The following is an 18,823-nucleotide window of genomic DNA, read 5'->3' on the forward strand; positions in this document are numbered from 1 at the left end:
TTCTCCCCCCTCGGGCACACGGTTCCGCAGCCCTCGGCACTCACAAATGATTCAGCCATCAACTTGATGGCGAAAGGTCCGTTCCCCGCTCGCCTTTCACGCAAAGAATGCGCGAGCCGAGCATGGACCATCGCACTGACATCATCGCCTCTGGCATTCACCATCCAGGTCGCCGTTAACGACCGTTTTGCATTATTTATCCCAGATATGTGGACGGTAAGGTGATTAAGGCCACATCGATTATCGGGGTATGGATTTTCTTCTTTGATGGCCGCAGGATTAGCAGGATATCTGTCAGTTTCCTGCCTGCCGTGTGCCATTGCCGCGGCGGCAGATCGTGGGGGGTCCACATGTCGCCGTTCTCGGCGAATTTCCGCCTGCCCGGAAACAGAAAGGCGCGCCCTAGACGCGCGCGCCTCGCCGGGCAAGTCGGCATCACGCTGTCCGTGGTGCTGGTCGCATCTCTTCTTCCCGTTCAGGCCTGGGCCGCGCCACCGGGCGACCGGTCCGGGATACAGCTCCCAGATCTCCAGAAGGACCTCAAGGCCAAGCTCGACGAGGTCGCGGCCGCGAAGCTCAAGGGCTGGGCCGGCACCGCGCCGCTCCCTCCCGGGGCATACGAGCCGAAACAGAAGACGCCCCAGGAGGGCGCGGGCACCGTCAACCTGCAGCCTGCAGCAGGCGACGCGCTCGTCCCGGTCGGTTCCCTTCCCGTCAGCATCGGCAAGGCAAAGGGCTCCGACACCGCCCCGTCGGGCACCTGGTCGGTGTCCATGGAGGCGCGTGCCACCACCGAGGACGCCGACATCGACGGCGCCCTCATCAAGATCACACCGCCTGCCGGCGGGGCCACTCCCGTTGACGTCGCGCTGGACTACGCGAAGTTCAAGGACCTCTACGGCACGGAGTGGGCTACCCGCCTGAAGCTGAAGCAGCTACCCGTGTGCTTCCTTGAAAAGCCGCTCCGGGACGAATGCACCGTCTCAACCGACATCCCGAACACCTCTGACCCGTCTGGCAAGAAGATCCGGGCCACCGTTGATCCGGCCGCTTCCCCGGATCCCGGCATGCGCACGATGAGCGGAGGCGGGGGTGGCTCCTTCCTCCTTGCGGCGAGCGACGGAGGTGCGGGAACGGGTGGCAGTTACAAGGCCACGTCGCTCTCCCCTTCGGGTACCTGGACGGCCGGCAGCAGCGGTGGGGGTTTCTCCTGGACCTATCCGCTGACAGTGCCGCCGGCTGCCGCGGGACCCACACCCAGCATCGCGTTCTCGTACTCCTCCCAGGCGGTGGACGGCAAGACGTCGGCAACCAACGGCCAGGCCTCCTGGGTAGGCGACGGCTGGGATTACAACCCCGGCTTCATCGAGCGCCGCTACCGATCCTGCGCCGCGGACGTGAAGGCGAACCCGAGCAAGCCCAACAACGACAACACCAAGGACAAGAAGAAGGAAGACCTCTGCTGGGCGGGAGACAATGTCGCCCTGTCCCTCGGCGGCAACACCACCGAACTCGTCCACGACACCGCGAGCGGCAAGTGGATACCCGCCTCTGACGACGGCTCCAAGGTGGAGCGGAAGACAGGCGGCGCGAACGGCGCCAAGGACGGCGAGTACTGGATCGTCACCACCCGCGACGGGATGCGCTACCACTACGGTCGCCACAACGTCGGCACCCACGGCGACGGCACGTCGCCGCAGAACGTCACCAACTCGGTGTTCAACGTCCCCGTCTTCGGCAACCACCCTGACGAACCCTGCTACAAGCCCGCCTACGCCGACTCTTCCTGCAAGCAGGCCTGGCGCTGGAACCTCGACTACGTCGAGGACGTCCACGGCAATGCCATGGTCATCGACTGGCAACCGGAGAACAACCGCTACGCCAAGAACGAAAAGTACGGGGAGAAGGACAGCGACAAGGTCGGATACGTCCGCGGGGGGTATCCCCTTCGCATCCTCTACGGCCTCCGCGCCGACAACCTCGCCGGCGCACCCGCCGGCCGGGTTGAGTTCGGGGTAGAGGAACGCTGCTTCGAGGACCGCGACACCAAGTGCGGCGATGCGCAGTTCGGTTCCAAGAACGCCGTGGACAAGCGCGGGTGGTGGGACACCCCCACCACCCTGCACTGCAAGACGGACGCGGCGAAATGCTACGTCTCCTCACCAACCTTCTGGTCGCGCAAGCGCCTTGCCGCAGTCACCACCTATGGACAGCGCACCGAAGGCTCGACCGCCCTGTCCAAAGTCGACCAATGGGCCCTAAAGCAGTCCCTGCCCGCGCATCGGACCGACACGCATCCGCCGCTGTGGCTGGAGTCGATCACCCGCACCGGGTACGGCGCCAAGGACAGCGCCACCGGCGTGCCGATGCCGGCGGTCTCCTTCCTGGCCAATGAGATCGACATGCCCAACCGCGTCGCGAAGTCGGCCGATGAGGACGCACCCGACTTCGACCGGCTGCGTGTGGAGACGATCCGCACCGAAACCGGCGGGGACATATACGTCAACTACTCCGACCCGTGCCCGGTCGGAGCCACCCGTCCAAAGCCCGAAGAGAACACCACGCGCTGCTTCCCCTCCCGCTGGTCCGCGGACTCCGGACTGGAGCCGGAGAAGGTGCCGGTGGAGTGGTTCAACAAGTACGTCGTCGAGAGCGTCGTCGAAAAGGACCGCGTCGCCCGCCAGCCCGACATCACCACCACGTACACCTACGAGGGCGATGCCGCCTGGGCGAAGGACACCGACGAGTTCACCAAGTCAGATCTGCGCACCTACAGCCAGTGGCGCGGCTACGCCAGCGTCCTGACCAAGCGCGGAGTCACCGCGAACGCGGGCAAACCTGACTCCACCGAGCAGTCCCAGACCCGTACCCGCTACTTCCGTGGCATGTCCGGTGACGCGGGCCGCGCGAAGATCACGGTCAAGGACTCCACCGGCGCCGAGAACCTCGGCGAAGACCTGATGCAGCACCAGGGCCAGGCCGCCGAGACCATCACCTACTCCAAGACCGGCGGGAGCATCGTCTCCCGGGTACTCACCGTGCCCTGGAGCGAGCGGACGGCAGTCCGGACCCGGACCGACACCACAAATCTCGAGGCATTCCGACGGGGCACCTCGCGAACTGACGAGATCCAGAGCGTCAGCGGCGGAAAGTCTCGCATGGTGCGCACCCGCACCACCTATGACAGCGACGACGCCACCGACGCCGTCAACTACGGTCTGCCTTTCACCACTCAGATTGAGACCCTGACGCACGACGGCACCAGATGGGTTGAGGTCGAGCAGGCCTGCGCCAAGCCGGTCTACGTACACAACACCGAGAAGAACCTGATCGGCCTTCCCCAGCAGAACCGGAAGACCGCCGGTGACTGCTCGAAGACCGCAACCGGCACGGTCCTCGCCGACGAACGCATCTCCTACGACGCTCCCGCCGCGTTCGGAGCAGCCCCCACGAGGGGCCTCCCCTACCAGGTCGACACCCTCGACGCGGCAGGCACCGCCTGGGTGACCACGATGCGAACTGAGTACGACGCGCTCGGGCGTGCCGTCAAAAGCTACGACGGTGCGGGCAACCCCTCGGCCTCTGCCTTCAGCCCGGCGACGGGGCCGGCGTTCAGCGTCACCTCCACCAACGCTCTCGGGCACACGGTGACGACCAAGCTCGATCCTGCCCGGGGCAACGTCCTGGAGACGACCGACGCAAACGGCGGCAAGGCCACGACGGCCTACGACGAACTCGGCCGCCGTACCGAAGTCCGGACGGCTTCGCAGAAGGCCACCGACAAGGCCGCCTACACGTTCGAATACCAGATCTCCGAACTCAAAACGCCGGTCGTCATCTCCCGTGCGCTCAAGGACAACGGAACCTACAGCACCTCACTCACCATCTATGACGGCCTCCTGCGCCCCCGCCAGACCCAGGCCGAGGCCCTGGGCGGCGGCCGGATCGTCACCGACACGCTCTACAGTGCGAACGGCACCGTCCGCCAGACCAACAGCGGATACCTCGCCGAAGGCACCCCGGACACCGGAATTTTCGTACCGAAGTCCATGACCGAAGTACACAACTCGACCCAGACCGCATACGACGGACTCGGCCGCGCACTGCGCACCACCACCCTCTTCGAGGGAGTGCCCATACAGTCCGCCACCACCCAGTACGGCGGTGACTGGACACTGGCACGGACGGGCATGTCCGCCAACGGCGCATCCCCGCTGCCGGGAAGCCGCGCGGTCAAGACCACCACCGACACCCAGAACCGGACCGCCCTGGTAGAGCACTACACGTCCACCACGGTCGACGCGGACAAGGTCGAGGACCCCACCACGACCAAGACCAGGTACTCCTACGACACCCGCGGAAACCTGGCCAAGGTCACCGACGCCGCCGGCAACAACTGGACCTACGCCTACGACGCCCGCGGCCGCATGACGTCCTCCGACGACCCCGACATGGGCCGCTCGACGTTCACCTACGACAACCTCGACCAGCAAGTCTCCACCACCAACTCCCTGAACCGTTCCCAGGTCACGAAGTACGACGCCCTCGGCCGCAAAACCGCACTTCACGCGGACACTGCCGACGGCGCCCTCATCTCTGCCTGGACCTACGACACCCTCCCCAACGGCAAGGGCCTGCCCGTCGCCTCCACGCGCTACACCGGCGGCGCCAACGGCACCGCATACACCAGCGAGGTCACCGGCTACGACACCGAGGGCCGGCCCACCGGCTCCAAGACCACGATCCCGGACGTCGGCGCCACCAAGGGCCTGGCCGGAACCTACGCCTACAGCACCACCTACACCCCGACGGGCAAGGTCCAGTCCTCCACCCTTCCTTCCACCCCGGGCGGGCTCGCCGCCGAAAAGCTGATCACCCGGTACAACACCGACGGCCTCCCCCAGACCATGTCCGGCCTGGCCTGGTACACCGCCGACACCATCTACAGCCCGCTCGGACAAGTCCAGCGCACCGCAACCGGCAGTGCCCCCAACCGCGTGTGGTCCAGCACTCTTTACAACCAGAACACGGGCCGCGTCACGGAAGCCTCCAACCACCGCGAGACCACCGACCCCCTCGTCTCGGCGCTGGCGTACACCTACGACGCAGTCGGCAACCCGACCTCGATCACCGACACCCAGCCCGGCGGCCGCGTAGAGCGCCAGTGCTTCACCCACGACACCATGGGCCAGCTCACCCAGGCCTGGACCGGCAAGACCGCCGCCTGCACCGCCCCCACCCTCGAGAACGTCGACGCCGGCCCAGACAACGACGGATTCTGGCAGGAATACCAGTTCGACAAGATCGGCAACCGCACCAAGTTCATCAACCGCACCCTCACCAGGGGTCTTGACGGCAAGGTCGCGTACGCCACCGACGACGAAACCTCGTACACCTACGGCGTAACCGTCGCCGGCAACGGGACCCAGCCCCCGGTCACCACCCAGCCCCACGCACTGGCCAAGGCCGAGGAGACCACCCGCAAGGCGGGATCAACCGTCAACTCCCTGTCCACCTACACCTACGACGCGACCGGAAACACCAAGACCCGCCGCATCGACGGCGACACCCAGACCCTCGGCTGGGACCGCCGCAACAAGCTGGTCAACGCCACCAGCCCCGGCATCGGCGGCGTAGCCGTCACCGGCCTGGCCGGGAAATGCCTCGACGTCGAAGACGGCAAGAACACCGACGGGACACCCGCACAACTCCTGTCGTGCAACGAGTCCAAAGCCCAGCAGTGGCGCATCACCGGCGACACCATCCAGGCCCTCGGCAAATGCCTCACCGCCCAGGACGCCCGGGCCCGGCTGGCAACCTGCAACGGCAGCGAAGAGCAGAAGTTCACCCACAACGCCGCGGACAAGACCCTCTACAGCACGGCCGCCAAGGCCTGCGTCACCGTCCCCAACAACAACCCCGCCGAAGGCAGCGACCTTCACGTCTTCACCTGCGCCAGCGGAGCCGCCGCCCAGCAGTGGACCTTCAGCAACGCCACCAGTTACCTCTACGACGCCGGCGACAACCGACTCATCCAGGAAACCGGCAGCGCACGCACCCTCTACCTCGGTGAAACCGAGATCACCGTCAACAAGGCCGGCCAGCCCATCGACGCCGTCCGCTACTACACCGGCCCCGGCGGCACCACAGTGCGCCACACCGACGGCAAGAAGGACAACCACAAGCTCTCCGTCCTGGTCACCGACCACCACAACACCGCCACCGCCAACGTCGAACAAGCCGAAAACCAGAAGATCACCCGCCGCAAATCCGACCCCTACGGCAACCCCCGCGGCGCACAGCCCGCCGACTGGCCCGGCAACCGCACCTTCCTCGGAACCGGCACAGACGACAACACCACCGGCCTCACCCACATCGGCGCCCGCGAGTACGACCCGGTCACCGGCCGCTTCATCAGCGTCGACCCCATCATCGACATCACCGACCCGCTCCAGATGAACGGCTACACCTACGCAAGTGGCAACCCCATCACCGGATCCGACCCCAGCGGCCTGCGCAGCGAAGAATGCGGAACCCTCTACAGCTGCAACGGCAACACCACCATCACCGCCTCCAACTCCAGCCAAATCGACTACATGCCCTGGTCCCACCAGTACATGTACTACGAATCCCGCGTCGGCCGGAAATCCGGCCAACAAGGCTGGAACCGCAGCACCATCAGCGAACAAATCTCGGCAAACTTCCAAAGAAGGGCACCCCGAGACCCCTACAAGGGATACAAACCACGCCAACTCTCCCTGAAGAACATGGCCGGTGGCATAGGAAAAAGCTTCGTTGAGGTTGCCGACTACGCCGTCTTCGGTTCAGGGACCATTACTAGGCCGGGGCCCTTCGCAACAGGGTACGGCGCCCTAATGCAACACCTCGGCGTAGACACGAACAGTGGTTCGTACCTCCTGGGCGAAGTGGTAGCACCCATGCCGGGCGGATTGGTAAAGGGTGGAGTCAAGGCTGGCACCAAGGGACTCGCAAAACTCCTGACGAAGGTATTCGGGCGCTGCGACAGCTTTACCGCAGGAACCAAAGTCCTCCTGGCCGACGGCACCAGCAAACCCATCGAAGAATTGACCACAGGCGAGGAAGTCACCGCAACCGACCCTGAAACAGGGGAAACTGCAGCCAAGACGGTCACAGCCACAATCTTCACCGAGGACGACAAGAAATACGTCGACCTCGGAATCGAAACCAACAACGGCATCGCGACCATCACCACAACAGGCCACCACCCGTTCTGGTCCGAAACGGATCAGACTTGGGTGAACGCGGACGAGCTCAAGCCAGGCACAACCCTCCGGACCGATGAGGGACAAACAGCGGCCGTGGTTCGGATCCGCACCTACCAAGCCGTCAACGAGACCTACAACCTCACCGTCGCCGACCTCCACACGTACTATGTACTCGCAGGCGATACGCCAATTCTGGTTCACAATAGCGGCGGGCTGGGCCCGGGGCAGATACACCTCTGGCGCGGCGTTACTGCTAATGAACTCGCGGATATATCGGCAAATCGGACTTGGAATAGCCCGCAGGGCGTCAAGTATTTCTCCTTTACGGAAAAGGGTGCTGCCGAGTATTCCCGCAGGGCCTACGCGGCCTATCCTAAAGAAGGTCCGTATACTATGATTCGCACCACGGTTAACGTTGCGGATCTGCCTGAGGGTGCCCGCATGGCGTACACTGCCGATGTGATTGATGGTGGAGTTGCTCTCAATAATGGCGAATTGGAGATCCTTGGAAGGCCTTCAATCATGACCGGTATGAGCTGCTGATGAGATACATAGTCGCGGCATCTACCGAGCGAATCATGGAGGCGTGCCGGGAAGCCTTGTGCGGGCTGCCAGGAGTTGAGTTCCGGGTTGGATCAGTACCTGAAACGGGAGCAGACTGTGACGCTGCGATTTTGAGCTTTCCGCTTGCTCATGAACGCTATGGCGGAACCCCGCGAATTGGGGTAGCACAGGCCCTGGTGAACACGCGAGGGGATGGCGCGCCAAGTATAATCATGGCAACCCCTCCCGCTCCTCCGCAAACTTCGGCGACTAGTGGTAGAGATTCAGAGATCGAAAGGTACGTATTCCATGTCCTGGACTCGTGCGTGGCTGAGTTTTTGAATACTTTTCCCGAGCGCGGGGAAAGCTCGAAAATTCTCGTCCACCTGGAGGCGGCTGGAATTGATCGCAAGGACCTCACTGCACCTCTCAAGGGGGTTCTGAAATTCCTGTCGCAGGTGCGCCCGCTATAGGCGAATAGGGCGCCAGAGGCCCCATCGGAACATTTCCGATGGGGCCTCTGGAGTATCTTGACGGCAACGGTTGACGGCAACGTCAGCGGACGATTGCTGCGCGAGGCGGCGGATCGTCGCCATCGTCGGGCTGACTTGCCGTCTCGGTGAGAGTGCGGAGAGCGTTGCTGAGGAGGTCGATGGCGTCGCGTTGGAGGCGGAGCCGGACGTGGGCGTAGACGGTGGCGGTGACGCCGATGTGGGCGTGGCCCAACAGCTCCTTGATCACGACGAGTTCCACTCCCTGTTCCAGGAGGAGGGTTGCCGCTGAGTGTCGGAGGTCGTGGAACCGGATGCGGCGGAGCTTTGCCTGGCGGAGCAGGGTGTTGAAGTGGCGGGTGAGGGTGGACCCTTCGACCGGTGCGCCGTCGGGGCGGGTGAAGACGTAGCCGCTGTTCTGCCAGCCTTCCCCTGCCGCTTCGCGTTCCTGGCGCTGGCGGTCGCGGTGCTGTTCGAGGGAACGCAGGCACGTGGTCGGCACGGCGATGCGCCGTTCGGAGTTCTTGGTCTTGGTCGGGAGGGCGGTCAGGCCGCTGGAGTTGGTGCGTTGGAGGGTGCGGCGGATGCTGGCGGTTCCGCCGGCCAGGTCGAGGTCTTCCCAGCGTAGGCCGAGGAGTTCGCCCTTGCGGAGTCCGGTGTGCAGGGCGAGTTCGAACAACGGCTGCAAGCGGTGACGGCTGGCGGCGGCCAGGAACTCGCGGGCTTCTTCGGCGGTGAGGGGGTCGAAGCGGCGGGGGCGGGGTGTGCCGGTGCGGACGTTGCGGGCGACGTTGCGCGGGATCTCCTCCTCGCGTACCGCGTGCTCCAGAGCGGACTTGAGTACGGAGTGGACGTAGGCCAGGGTCAGCGGCGAGAGTCGCTTTGAGCAGCACTCACCAGCGGCGCAGCAGCGGGACTCCTCGCGAGCCGCGTCGAGGCCGCGCGTGCAGCACTGGCAGGTGGTGCGGAGCTCGTTGAGCCAGGTGCGGACGTCCTTGGCGGTGAGCTTCGCGAGCTTCTTCTTGCCGAGGCCGGGGACGAGGTAGAGCCGGGCGACGGCGGTGTAGCGGGTGTGCGTGTTCTCGCGGAGCTGGTGAACGGCGACGTTCTCCAGCCAGTACGTGAGGTACGCGGCCAGGCTGCCCTGCGCGGATGGGGCGGGGAGGCCGCGGTTGCTGGCGGCGATCTTCTCGGTGAGCTTGGCCAGTGCTTCCTTGCGGGTGGTGCCGTAGACACGGATGCGCTTGCGGGTGTTGCCGGGGGCGAGGACGTATCCGGCGGCTTCCCAGCGGCTGTCTTTGCGCTGGTAGACGGTCCCGTCGCCGTTCGCACGGGTACGGGAGCGGCGGGACGAAGCGGGGAGGGGCGTGGTCATCAGGCGGCGTCCTGTTCCAGGCGGGTGCGGATGAAGTCGGTGAGGGCGTGAGTGGGGATGCGGCGGGCGCGGCCGAGGGTGATCGAGGCGAGTTGCCCGGTGCGGAGCAGGTCGTAGACGGTGGAGCGGCCGAGCTGGAGGCGGGCCATGACCTGGGGGACCGTCAGCAACTCCAGCGCCGGGCCCGTCCCGGCGTGGAGGACGGCAGTCGGGGGCGAGGTCATGAGCAGCCGCCTTCGGCCGCGAACTGGCGTTCCAGTTCCTTGCGGTGCCAGACGTGGGCGGCGAGGAGGCTCGCGCCGGGGCTGTAGCCCGAGCCGAGGTAGTCCCAGTGGCCGATGACGAGCGTGGTTGTCGGGTCGGGTTCGGGAAGGCCGGCGTGGGCGCGGGCCTGTTCGGTGCGCCAGGCGCGGCGGGCGTCGCGCAGCGCGCCGAGAGTGAAGGAGTACCGGCGGGATTTGGTGGAGAAGTGGCCCCGGAAGCCGAGCATGTGCGCCCACTTCCAGAGCTTGAGTTCGGCGAACTCGGGCAGCCTGCCGAGCTCCCAGCAGGTGCGGATCATCTGCCGGACGTGGCGGGCGACGGCGAGGCGGGGCAGCGGGCGGGCCTGCCCGGTGCCGTCGCAGGCGGTGCACGGGAGCGGGGTTCCGTGGGGCAGGAGGGTGGCGCCACGTCCCTGGCAGGGGCGGCAGTACAGGGCGCGGTCGAGGGTGCCGGAGGCGTCGGCGGACTTGGTGGCGTACTTGGCCACGTAGGCGGCCACGGCCTGGTCGGTGAGTTCGCTGTCGGTGCCGAAGGCGGCGATCTCGCGTACGTCGAGCTGCTGGCCCCAGGAGAGTTCGCGTTCCCCGATCGCGTCCGAGGTGACTGAGATGCGGGCGCGTGGTGCGGCGGAGCGAATGGCGTCGGTGAGTACGGCGGCGGTGGCGTAGGACGGTGGGGGCTGGGTGTTGCCGTCCGGGCCGTCGAGGCGGATCACGGCGTGGAAGTGGACCAGGCCGCGCTTCTGGTACTCGGCGACCTTGGCGAAGGACACCCGAAGCACCGCGCGGGCGGCCTTCTGCGTAATGCCGAGCCGGGTGGCGAGTTCCCGCCGCAGGTAGATCGCGAAGCGGGCCCACAAGGCTCCGGCGTGGGCATTGAACAGGACCGCGCCGACGTAGTCGTACGTCGCCGGATTGAGCGGCGTACCGAGCAGCGCGTCTGTGGGTTCGTGCCGGGTTCCGCAGCGGCAGGGCCGGGCGTCGGGGCGGTTGTGGACGGGGCCGGAGGAGGGGGCGGTGAGGGTGACGAAGACGCGGGGGTGGGTGCGGACGGTGTCGGGGACGGTCTTGCCGCCGGAGAGGCCGGCGCGGATGAGGTGGTAGGTGTCGGCGGCGTAGAGGCGGGAGCAGGCCGGGCAGCGGGAGGCGCGGCGGTTGCCGCATGCGGTGAGCAGGCTGCCCGTGGGCTCCTCGGCGGAGCTGTAGGAGCGCAGCACCTCGCCGGTCGTGGTTTCGATCGTGGTGCTCTGGCCGGTCAGGCGGACGGGCTCGGTGCAGCCGCCGAGGTGTTCGATCTGCTGGTGTGCGCGGTCGAAGTCGGGGTGGTTGGCCAGGTGGAGCAGGTCCCGTACGGCGGGGCTTGCCACGTGGCGCAGGTCCAGGGTGACCATTCGGGGCGTGTCCCTTCAGTTCGGGTGGGTGGCCCCGAGCAGCAACCAGCCAGGCGGGGCGGCGTGTTGGTGCTGCTCGGGGCATGACGAACCAGGCCCATGGGCGGGCGTGGGGTTCAGCGAGGGGATGCGGCCGGTGAGGGCCGGGGCTCAGAGCTGAGCGAGCGCGGTGGTGGCCACCGGCAGGGCGATGCCCATGCGCGCGCCGAGGTGGGCGGCGGTGATCGGGGTTCCGTGCTCGGCGCGGTGAGTGTCCGCGATGCGCCGGGCCGCGTCCAACAGAGCGGACGGCAGGGCCGGGCCGGAGACGGAGCGGGCCGTCTTGGCGAAGGCGGCCGGAGCCGGGATGGGGATCGTCGGTGCTGATTCGAGTGCGGGTGCCTCGTCGGGCACCGGCTCGGAGAGAGGAGCGGCAGTTTCCTCCGGGTGCGGGGCGGGGGCGATGGGTGTGTGGAACTGGGCGAGGAAGGCAGGGCCGACGTGGCCCCAGCCGAGGAGCAGGAGCGGGGCGACGGTGTCCAGGCAGGCCCGGCCGTAGCGTCCGGCCAGCAGGGGTTCGGCGGTGTTCAGTGCGAGGGTGAGCAGGCCGCACAGGTGCAGCAGCCGGGTACCGGCCCGCAACTCCGCCTTGGGCACGCCGCGCAGGGCCAGGAACCGCAGCGCGACCAGGAGCCCGACGACCGACAGGTCCACCATGGGTGCGATCAGCGGCGCGATCGGGCGGGGTACGCCGAGTCGCAGGGCGAGCGCCCAGACGTTGCCGAAGGAGAAGACGAAGGCCAGGGCCGCGATGATCGCCATGACCACGGTCACGGTGCGCCGGGTGAACCGCTCCTCCGCCATAGTCTCAACCTCCTTTCTGCCGTGGGCGTTTCGGGATCACTTGGTGAGTGAGGACGCGGGCGTTGCCGTCCGACCGGTCGAGCGGAGAAGGGCGTCCAGGCACAGGTTCGGGTCGGCGGTCAGGTGCGAAGTGGCGTCCGCGACGCGGGCCGCGTCGGTGTCGGAGACGTAGGGGGTGCGGATGCGGGTGTAGCCGGGGCGGCCCTGCATCGCCATCACCGCGACGCCGACGTAGGCGGGGTCCTGCAAGGCGACCGGGCTGGCGTCGGGCCAGTTGCGGATGTCCTCACCCAGCGCGGCCACCGCGGCTTCCACGGTCTTCTGCGCGAAAGACAGCCCGATGGGGCACACGTCGCGGATAAGGGTGGGGATGGCGTCGCCAGTGGTCTTCTGGCTGATCAGGATCACCAGGATGCCGACGCTGCGGCCCTTCTTGACCAGGTCCTCCACCAACCGGGCATTCTCCGCCGTCAGCGCGGCCAGACGTTTCGCCGTCGCATCGCTGCCCTTGTACTCGCGGAAGAACGTGTGCGCCTCATCGATGATCAGGACCGTGAGCGGCCACTGTGGTGACGGGCCGACGTGCCACATGTTCTTCACGCCCAGTACGTCACGGATGGTTGCAGAGCGCCGCTTGCGCAACTCCACCAGGCGCTTGAACAGCGCGTTCGCCTCATCCAGGTCATCCCCGCAGAGCGCGAACATCCGCTTGACCAGGTCGGCGTAGTCACCCTCCGAGGCCCGCGACACCTTCCCGTCCGCAGTCGCGATCTGCACGGACGGAGACGGCGCGAAGTCGCAGACGAACTTGTTGACCCCCGAGGTCTTGCCCGCACCAGGGACGCCGGCCACTGTCACCCCGGGCACGTTGGCCAGGGACACGGACACCTGGGCGGCGAACTCGTCCACCCCCAGCTCCCAGTGCGTCAGGTCCGTGAGCGGCAGACCAGTGGGCCGGTGGGTGGTCGGCGTGGTCAGCGGGTCGGAGCGCACACCCCGGATCACCACCTTGCCGGGGCCGTCCGGCAGCACGGACACCCGCGTGCACCGCCAGGCATCCGCCAGGAACCGCGCCGACTTCTGGTACTCCTCCAAACCGACCTGCGGCAGCGTGCGAGCCCGCACGATCACCCCGTACTGATCGGGCTTGACCTTGATCTTCGGAGTCAGCACCCGGGGCGCGGGGACCGCACCGTCCTTCTGGGCGGTGATCTGCGCGAGCAGGCTCGGGGTCTTGTCGGTGACCGTCAGCCCGGCCATCCGCGCGAGCCGTACCCAGCCCCAGCGCACCCGCACGGCCTGCCGCATGCTGACCCGGGTGCCCTGGTCGGCCCGCACGTAGCGCACCACCGTCACCAGCAGCCACACACCGGCCAGCGCAGTAGCGATCGGCAGCACATACGACGCGTATCCCGTGATGGCTTCCATGTCAGGCCCCCTCTTCGTGTATCAGGCGCAGCACGTCGCGCAGGTCCAGGCGGGCCGCCTGCTCCGGGCTCAGGGCGAGCAGATCGAGCATGGCGGCCGAGACGGCGAAGGTGGCCTTGCCCTCGGCCCCCGGCAGGGGCCGGAGCGGGGACAACTCCCGCTCCGGCGCACGGTGTTCGAAGCGAGTCACTGGTTCGCCTCCGCCGTCACCAGCTCCAGGCGGGTGGCCCGGTAGGCGACGCCGTCGGAGAGCTGCCCGTTGAAGATCCGAGCCCACGGGGTCGCGAACAGCTCCACCGGCCGCACCATCGCCCCCGGCTTGAGTCCGGTCGCAAGGCCGGTCTCCGGGACGGTGAGCTTCAGGACTTCGGCGCGGCCGTCCTCCATGAGCATCACGGTCACCGTGTACAGCGACGCGCCGGTCTCCCGGTCGGTGGCGACCTCCCCGGTCTGCTGGTCCTTGATCTTCAGCGCCGGTTCGGTGCCCGCGATGCACACCGCCGACGGCAGCAGGGCAACACGGATACGAGTCATGGCCATGCCATCACACCCCTTGTTCGGTGGAGCCGCTTGATCGACTCGCCATAACCATAGCGGCACGCCCGCTACACACGCAACGGTCGATTCGTATCGCTACACCGATACGTCTGGAACGCCGAGGACACCCGGGTGTGCCATGAGTGCCGACGCCGATACCCTCGTGCCATGAAGCTGCCCCTGGGAGAGGACCCCCGGCCGCCGTACGTCCAGGCCGCCGATGTCCTGCGCGCCGCCATCCACGACGGCGAGCTACGCCCAGGCGAGCGCCTCCCCGCCGCGCGCGAGCTGCAACGACGCTTCGGCATCGCCAGCTCCACGGTCCAAAACGCCCTGCGACTCCTCAAGCGCGAGGGATTGATCTACTCCGTCCTCGGCCGAGGCAGCTACGTCCGCACGCAGGAGACGCCGGCCGAAGGGGAGCCGGAGACCGCAGCGGAAAGCGAAGGAACTGATCCCGGCGAGTCCGATCCCGCGTACACCGGTCTCGGTGATCTCCAGCGCGGATGGCAGACCGCCACCAGCCCCGCTGACGATCCCCGCCCCCCGTACGTGCGGACTGCGGACACGCTCCGCAAGCAGATCCAGGACGGCCGACTCGCACCAGGCGCCAAGCTGCCGTCCGCCCGCGAACTGCAAGAACAGTTCGGCATCGCCAACTCCACCGCACAGAACGCCCTGCGGGTCCTCAAGGAGGAGGGGCTGATCTACTCCGTGCAGGGCCGGGGTGTGTTCGTTCACCAGCTCAGCCCGCGCGACCAGTTCCTCAAGCGCTACCACGAGGGGTTGGAGGAGGCGACGGCCCAGCACCGGGCGGACGAGGAGGCCGTACGGCTCAGCGGCAAGAGCGACGACGAAGTGGCCGCCGAACTCGCCGCCGCCGAAGAACGGTTCACCAAGGCCAGCACAGAGTTCGAAGCCGCCACCACCCACCGCGACGCCATGCGCGCCGTCATGGAGCAACGCAAGCGCCTCAGCGGCAACTACACACCCGAAGAGACCGCCGCCAAGGCCCAGCGCCTGCACGACCGGCTGAACGAAAGCAGACGCCGACGCTGAACCGGCCACACCCGTCGGAGCGGCAGGACACGCAGTACCGGGTGAGCTGTTCAGAGTTTCTTTACTTGATCAAGGCGGCCCGCTGACGCGGCCCGCGCGCGCTCCGGCCCCTCGGGGCCGCCGCCCGCTCCTGTCTCCGCCCCGCTTGCCGGCGGCCCCGCCAGTCCGGGCGCGCAACACCACCAGCAGGCACTGTTCTGGGGCTCTGCCCCAGGCCCCGGCCCTCTCTCCGAGGGGGAGGAGGCCGACCTACGAGTGCGGCTCCGTCGTGGTGATGGGTGATCGGGGTCGCGGGAGGGGTCGCTCGTCGCCCGGCCCCCGGAGGCGTACCAGGAACCCCCGGGGGCCGCCAAGGCCAAGCGCAAGCGTCACCCGGTGAGCCTTGGCGGCCCCCGGAGAACCCTGGTACGGCGAAGCTGCCCGACCGACGAGGGACCCCTCCCGCTCAGGCCCCGATGCTGCCGGGGCCTGGCCCTGCACCGTTCCTCCGCCTGACCGGCACCGAGTGCGGTGGTGGGTCACCGCTTCGGGCGGGTATCTGCCGGATAGCCCTCGGTTGACTCGTCGGACCGGCGTACCGTGGCGCTGGAGGTGGTCAGCTGATGATTACGGAACTGGCGGACAACGTCCGTAAGTACCGGCGTCGGGCCGGGCTGAGTCAGGAAGATCTGGCCCACGCCGCGGCCGTCTCGCCGGGCACGGTGCGCAAGGTAGAGCAGGGCGGCACGGTCCGCATGGAGACGCTTCACGCCCTGGCCCGCGCGCTGAGGGTGACCACCGGCGCGCTGATGGCGTCCGACGCCCCCGAACCCGTGGGCCGCGCAGAGGAGCCGAACCGGGTCAACCTGATCCAACTTCGCGCTGTACTCACCCCGGCTGTTGGGCTCGTGGACCAGGACGCCGAAGTGTTGGGCGAGGAACCCAACCTGCGCGCCTTCAGCCGGACGGTGGGAGACGCGCGAGTCCTGTACTTCTCCGACAGCTACAAGAGTGTCGCGGCTCAACTGCCGGACCTGCTGCGCGACGCAGCGAGGGCCGTTGCCTACTACGACAGCGGAGACGAGCACCGCCAGGCCCTACTCGCTCGCGCCGAGGCGCTACGCCTGGCCGGCACCTATCTCACGCAGGTGCGGCAGTACGACATCGCGTACACGGCCCTGGCAAGCGCGATCACGGATGCCCGACAGGCTGGTGACATGCTCGCGGCAGGCTCGGGTGTCGGCGGTATGTGCTGGCTGCTGGTGCGGCAGGGCAGGCTGGACGAGGCTGAGCGGATCGCCGCCCAGAGCATGGACGCGGTGGAACCGAAGATCACCGGCGCCGAGCCGGACGACTACGCGGTGTGGGGCGGATTGGCGATGGAGGCCGCAGCCGCAGCCGCCCGCAACAACCGCCCGGATGCGGCCAAGGAATACCGGAAGGCAGCCCGCGTGGCGGCAGCCGCCGTTGGTACATCGCACCGCAACCTCTCCCGGCACTGGTCCGTCTTCGGGCCGGTCACAGCGGCGATGAAGGCGCTCGAAGACTCCATGGTGGTCGGAGACGCGCGCGCCGTGGTGCGCAAGGCAGGCGAGCAGGAAGAGTTGTCACCCAAGGCGTGGAAACGCTTGGGCAGGCCCAGCACGAACGACGGGAACCGCTTCACCCTCGACGTGGCCCGCGCCCACACACGGACCGGCGACCTGTCGGCCGCCATGGATGAGCTGACCCGCGCCCGGGAGGCGGCCCCGGAGTGGATGCGGCACCAGAACATGGCCGCCGAGACCATGCAGGAGATCCTGGGCAAGCGCAAGCGCACCCTCACGACAGAGATGCGCGAGATGGCCGACTACCTGGGCGTCGTCGGATAGCTACCACGCAACGCGATACTTCCAGCACCCTCTGTCGCCAACTGACATGCCTCAGTGATGGAGTGACGGACAGTAGGCCCCTACGGTCGCCGTATTCCATTCGGCGACCCAGGTGGGGTGCACCGTGAGCACATCCAGGACCGACGCAGACCGCATGCGACGCAGGGAGCTGCACGACGCCGCGGCAGGCGTGACCGGTCCCCGCTTACTGCCATGGACCACTCAGGACGGAAACCCCTGCTACCTCAGCACCGACGGCAGGGGCTACCTCTCCTCCCTCGCCGACAGCATCGAAGAAGTGCAACTCGACATGGGCGAAGAACTCCTGGAGTACGCCCGAAAGGCCGTGGCCCCAGGAGCCCAGGAGCTGTCGGCCGTCGAGTACCGCTGGCTCGCCTGCCGGCTGACCGAAGCACTGACGGACGCGCTCAGGGTCGCGGAATCGCGCGGGGAGCGCATCCCGGACCCGCCTGAGACGACCGAAGGCGGCTGACGCCGGGAGCACCGCGACATGCGGGGCGGCGTACGGCTCCTGACGGCAGTAGCGACGGCAACAACCACGGATTTCCACGCACTACGACGGACGTCAGCGGAACCCCAAAGCGCCGTTCACCTGCATATACGCAGTTGAGGACGTGTCAGCCAGCACACGTACTATTGAGCCGAAACTGATGGGTTTCCTACTGGATTGTGTAGCGGACGTGTCGGGCGGCGAAGTACCCGCAGACGATGCGGGGCTGGTGCTGTCTGCGGTGCAGGAAGCGCCGGGTCTCACGGGCGAGGTCGTCAGCGGAGGTAGCGCGGGCGGCGTGGACGTGGTGTTTCAAGTCGGCGTTCAGCAGCTCGTCGGGGTTGAGTTCCGGGCTGTAGCCGGGCATCAGGTGCAGTTCGATGCGCTCGGCGTTGTCGGCGAGCCAGGCCCGGACGGCTTTGCTGCGGTGGACCGGGTGCCGGTCGACGATCACGTGGACCTTCCGCCCGGCCTGGCGGGCGAGGCGGTCGAGGAACGCGCACATCACCTTCGCGTTGAACTTGCCGGGGAAGACGGTGAACCACAGCGCGCCACGGGAGGCGACCGCCGACATGATGTTGACGCGGAACCGGCGGCCATTCACCCGGACCAGCGGGGTCTGCCCGGCCGGCGCCCACGAGCGGCCGGGCGGGGCGGTGTCCGATCGCAGTCCGCACTGATCGGCCCAGACCAGCTCGGCCTTCTCCCCACTCGCCCTGGCCCGGATCGCCGGATACTCCTCCTCAAGCCACCGCTGGACCTGGTCGTCCCGCTGCCGGTAGGAGCGGCGGGCGGGCCGCTGCGGGGTGAAGCCGTGCCGGCGCAGCCACTTGCCCACGCCCTGCTCGGTCATCACCACCCCGCACACCAACTTGATCAACGCCCTGACCGAGGCGCGGGTCCACAGCACGCCGCTGTGCCCGATGTCGGCCGGGGTGTAGTCACGCATCGCCGCCAGGACCGCCCCGCGAGCGGACACGTCGATCAACTCGCCTTTGCCCGCCCGGGGTTCTCGAACTACCGCGAGCAGCGCGCTTCGGCCACCCGCGCGGCTGGCTCGCCACCACGTCCCCACCGACCGCGTGGAGACCCCGAACACCTCCGCCGCCTGCCCATACGTCCGAACCCGCCCCGACTCCAGCGCCGCCACCACCCGCAACCGCAGATCCTCCTGCGCAGCCGGCGACAACCGCCTCATGTCTCCACCGTCGATCACACACCATCAACGAGCAGGCAACCCATCAGTTTCGGCTCAATATGTGCTGGCAGGTAAGACTCCGGTCTT

Annotated in this window: 12 protein-coding genes; 4 read left to right on the forward strand and 8 right to left on the reverse strand. The window is 67.5% G+C overall.

Features of this window, described 5'->3' with window-relative positions; genetic code table 11:
* Nucleotides 1–209 precede the first annotated feature (209 nt).
* The gene (locus OTB16_RS13945) at nt 210–7,790 is read left to right on the forward strand and encodes a polymorphic toxin-type HINT domain-containing protein (protein WP_267720455.1); all 7,581 of its coding nucleotides are present in this window, start codon (nt 210–212) and stop codon (nt 7,788–7,790) included.
* Between the two features lie 555 nt (nt 7,791–8,345).
* Here OTB16_RS13945 and OTB16_RS13950 read toward each other — a convergent pair.
* The 7 genes from OTB16_RS13950 to OTB16_RS13980 form a co-directional block, all read right to left on the reverse strand.
* Nucleotides 8,346–9,656, reverse strand: a complete 1,311-nt coding sequence (locus OTB16_RS13950; protein ID WP_267720456.1) for a tyrosine-type recombinase/integrase — start codon at nt 9,654–9,656, stop codon at nt 8,346–8,348.
* Complete coding sequence (locus OTB16_RS13955; RefSeq protein WP_267720457.1) at nt 9,656–9,880, reverse strand: helix-turn-helix domain-containing protein; 225 nt, start codon at nt 9,878–9,880, stop codon at nt 9,656–9,658. The genes OTB16_RS13950 and OTB16_RS13955 overlap by 1 nt, the downstream gene beginning before the upstream one ends.
* On the reverse strand, nt 9,877–11,310 hold the full coding sequence (locus OTB16_RS13960; RefSeq protein ID WP_267720458.1) for a replication initiator: 1,434 nt from the start codon (nt 11,308–11,310) through the stop codon (nt 9,877–9,879). Before OTB16_RS13960 ends, OTB16_RS13955 begins: the two co-directional genes overlap by 4 nt.
* A 150-nt stretch (nt 11,311–11,460) precedes the next feature.
* Entirely contained in the window at nt 11,461–12,153 is a 693-nt protein-coding gene (locus tag OTB16_RS13965; protein WP_267720459.1) for a DUF2637 domain-containing protein, read from the reverse strand.
* Nucleotides 12,154–12,189: 36 nt separating this feature from the next.
* A complete protein-coding gene (locus OTB16_RS13970; protein ID WP_267720460.1) occupies nt 12,190–13,581 on the reverse strand; it encodes a cell division protein FtsK in 1,392 nt (463 codons plus the stop codon).
* A 1-nt stretch (nt 13,582) separates the two neighbouring features.
* On the reverse strand, nt 13,583–13,771 hold the full coding sequence (locus tag OTB16_RS13975; RefSeq protein WP_267720461.1) for a hypothetical protein: 189 nt from the start codon (nt 13,769–13,771) through the stop codon (nt 13,583–13,585).
* On the reverse strand, nt 13,768–14,121 hold the full coding sequence (locus tag OTB16_RS13980) for an SCO3933 family regulatory protein (protein WP_267720462.1): 354 nt from the start codon (nt 14,119–14,121) through the stop codon (nt 13,768–13,770). The genes OTB16_RS13975 and OTB16_RS13980 overlap by 4 nt, the downstream gene beginning before the upstream one ends.
* A gap of 165 nt (nt 14,122–14,286) precedes the next feature.
* Here OTB16_RS13980 and OTB16_RS13985 point away from each other — a divergent pair, with 165 nt between their 5' ends.
* From OTB16_RS13985 to OTB16_RS13995, 3 genes are all read left to right on the forward strand, one after another.
* Nucleotides 14,287–15,177, forward strand: coding sequence for a GntR family transcriptional regulator (locus OTB16_RS13985; RefSeq protein ID WP_267720463.1), 891 nt, complete (start codon nt 14,287–14,289; stop codon nt 15,175–15,177).
* A 602-nt stretch (nt 15,178–15,779) separates the two neighbouring features.
* Entirely contained in the window at nt 15,780–17,027 is a 1,248-nt protein-coding gene (locus tag OTB16_RS13990) for a helix-turn-helix domain-containing protein (protein ID WP_267720464.1), read from the forward strand.
* Between the two features lie 154 nt (nt 17,028–17,181).
* Complete coding sequence (locus tag OTB16_RS13995; protein ID WP_267720507.1) at nt 17,182–17,520, forward strand: hypothetical protein; 339 nt, start codon at nt 17,182–17,184, stop codon at nt 17,518–17,520.
* 187 nt (nt 17,521–17,707) lie between these two features.
* Here the strand turns inward: OTB16_RS13995 and OTB16_RS14000 are convergent, their stop codons facing one another.
* Nucleotides 17,708–18,736, reverse strand: coding sequence for an IS630 family transposase (locus OTB16_RS14000; RefSeq protein ID WP_267720465.1), 1,029 nt, complete (start codon nt 18,734–18,736; stop codon nt 17,708–17,710).
* Nucleotides 18,737–18,823 lie beyond the last annotated feature (87 nt).

It is taken from the genome of Streptomyces antarcticus, assembly GCF_026627255.1.
Lineage (GTDB): Bacteria > Actinomycetota > Actinomycetes > Streptomycetales > Streptomycetaceae > Streptomyces > Streptomyces antarcticus.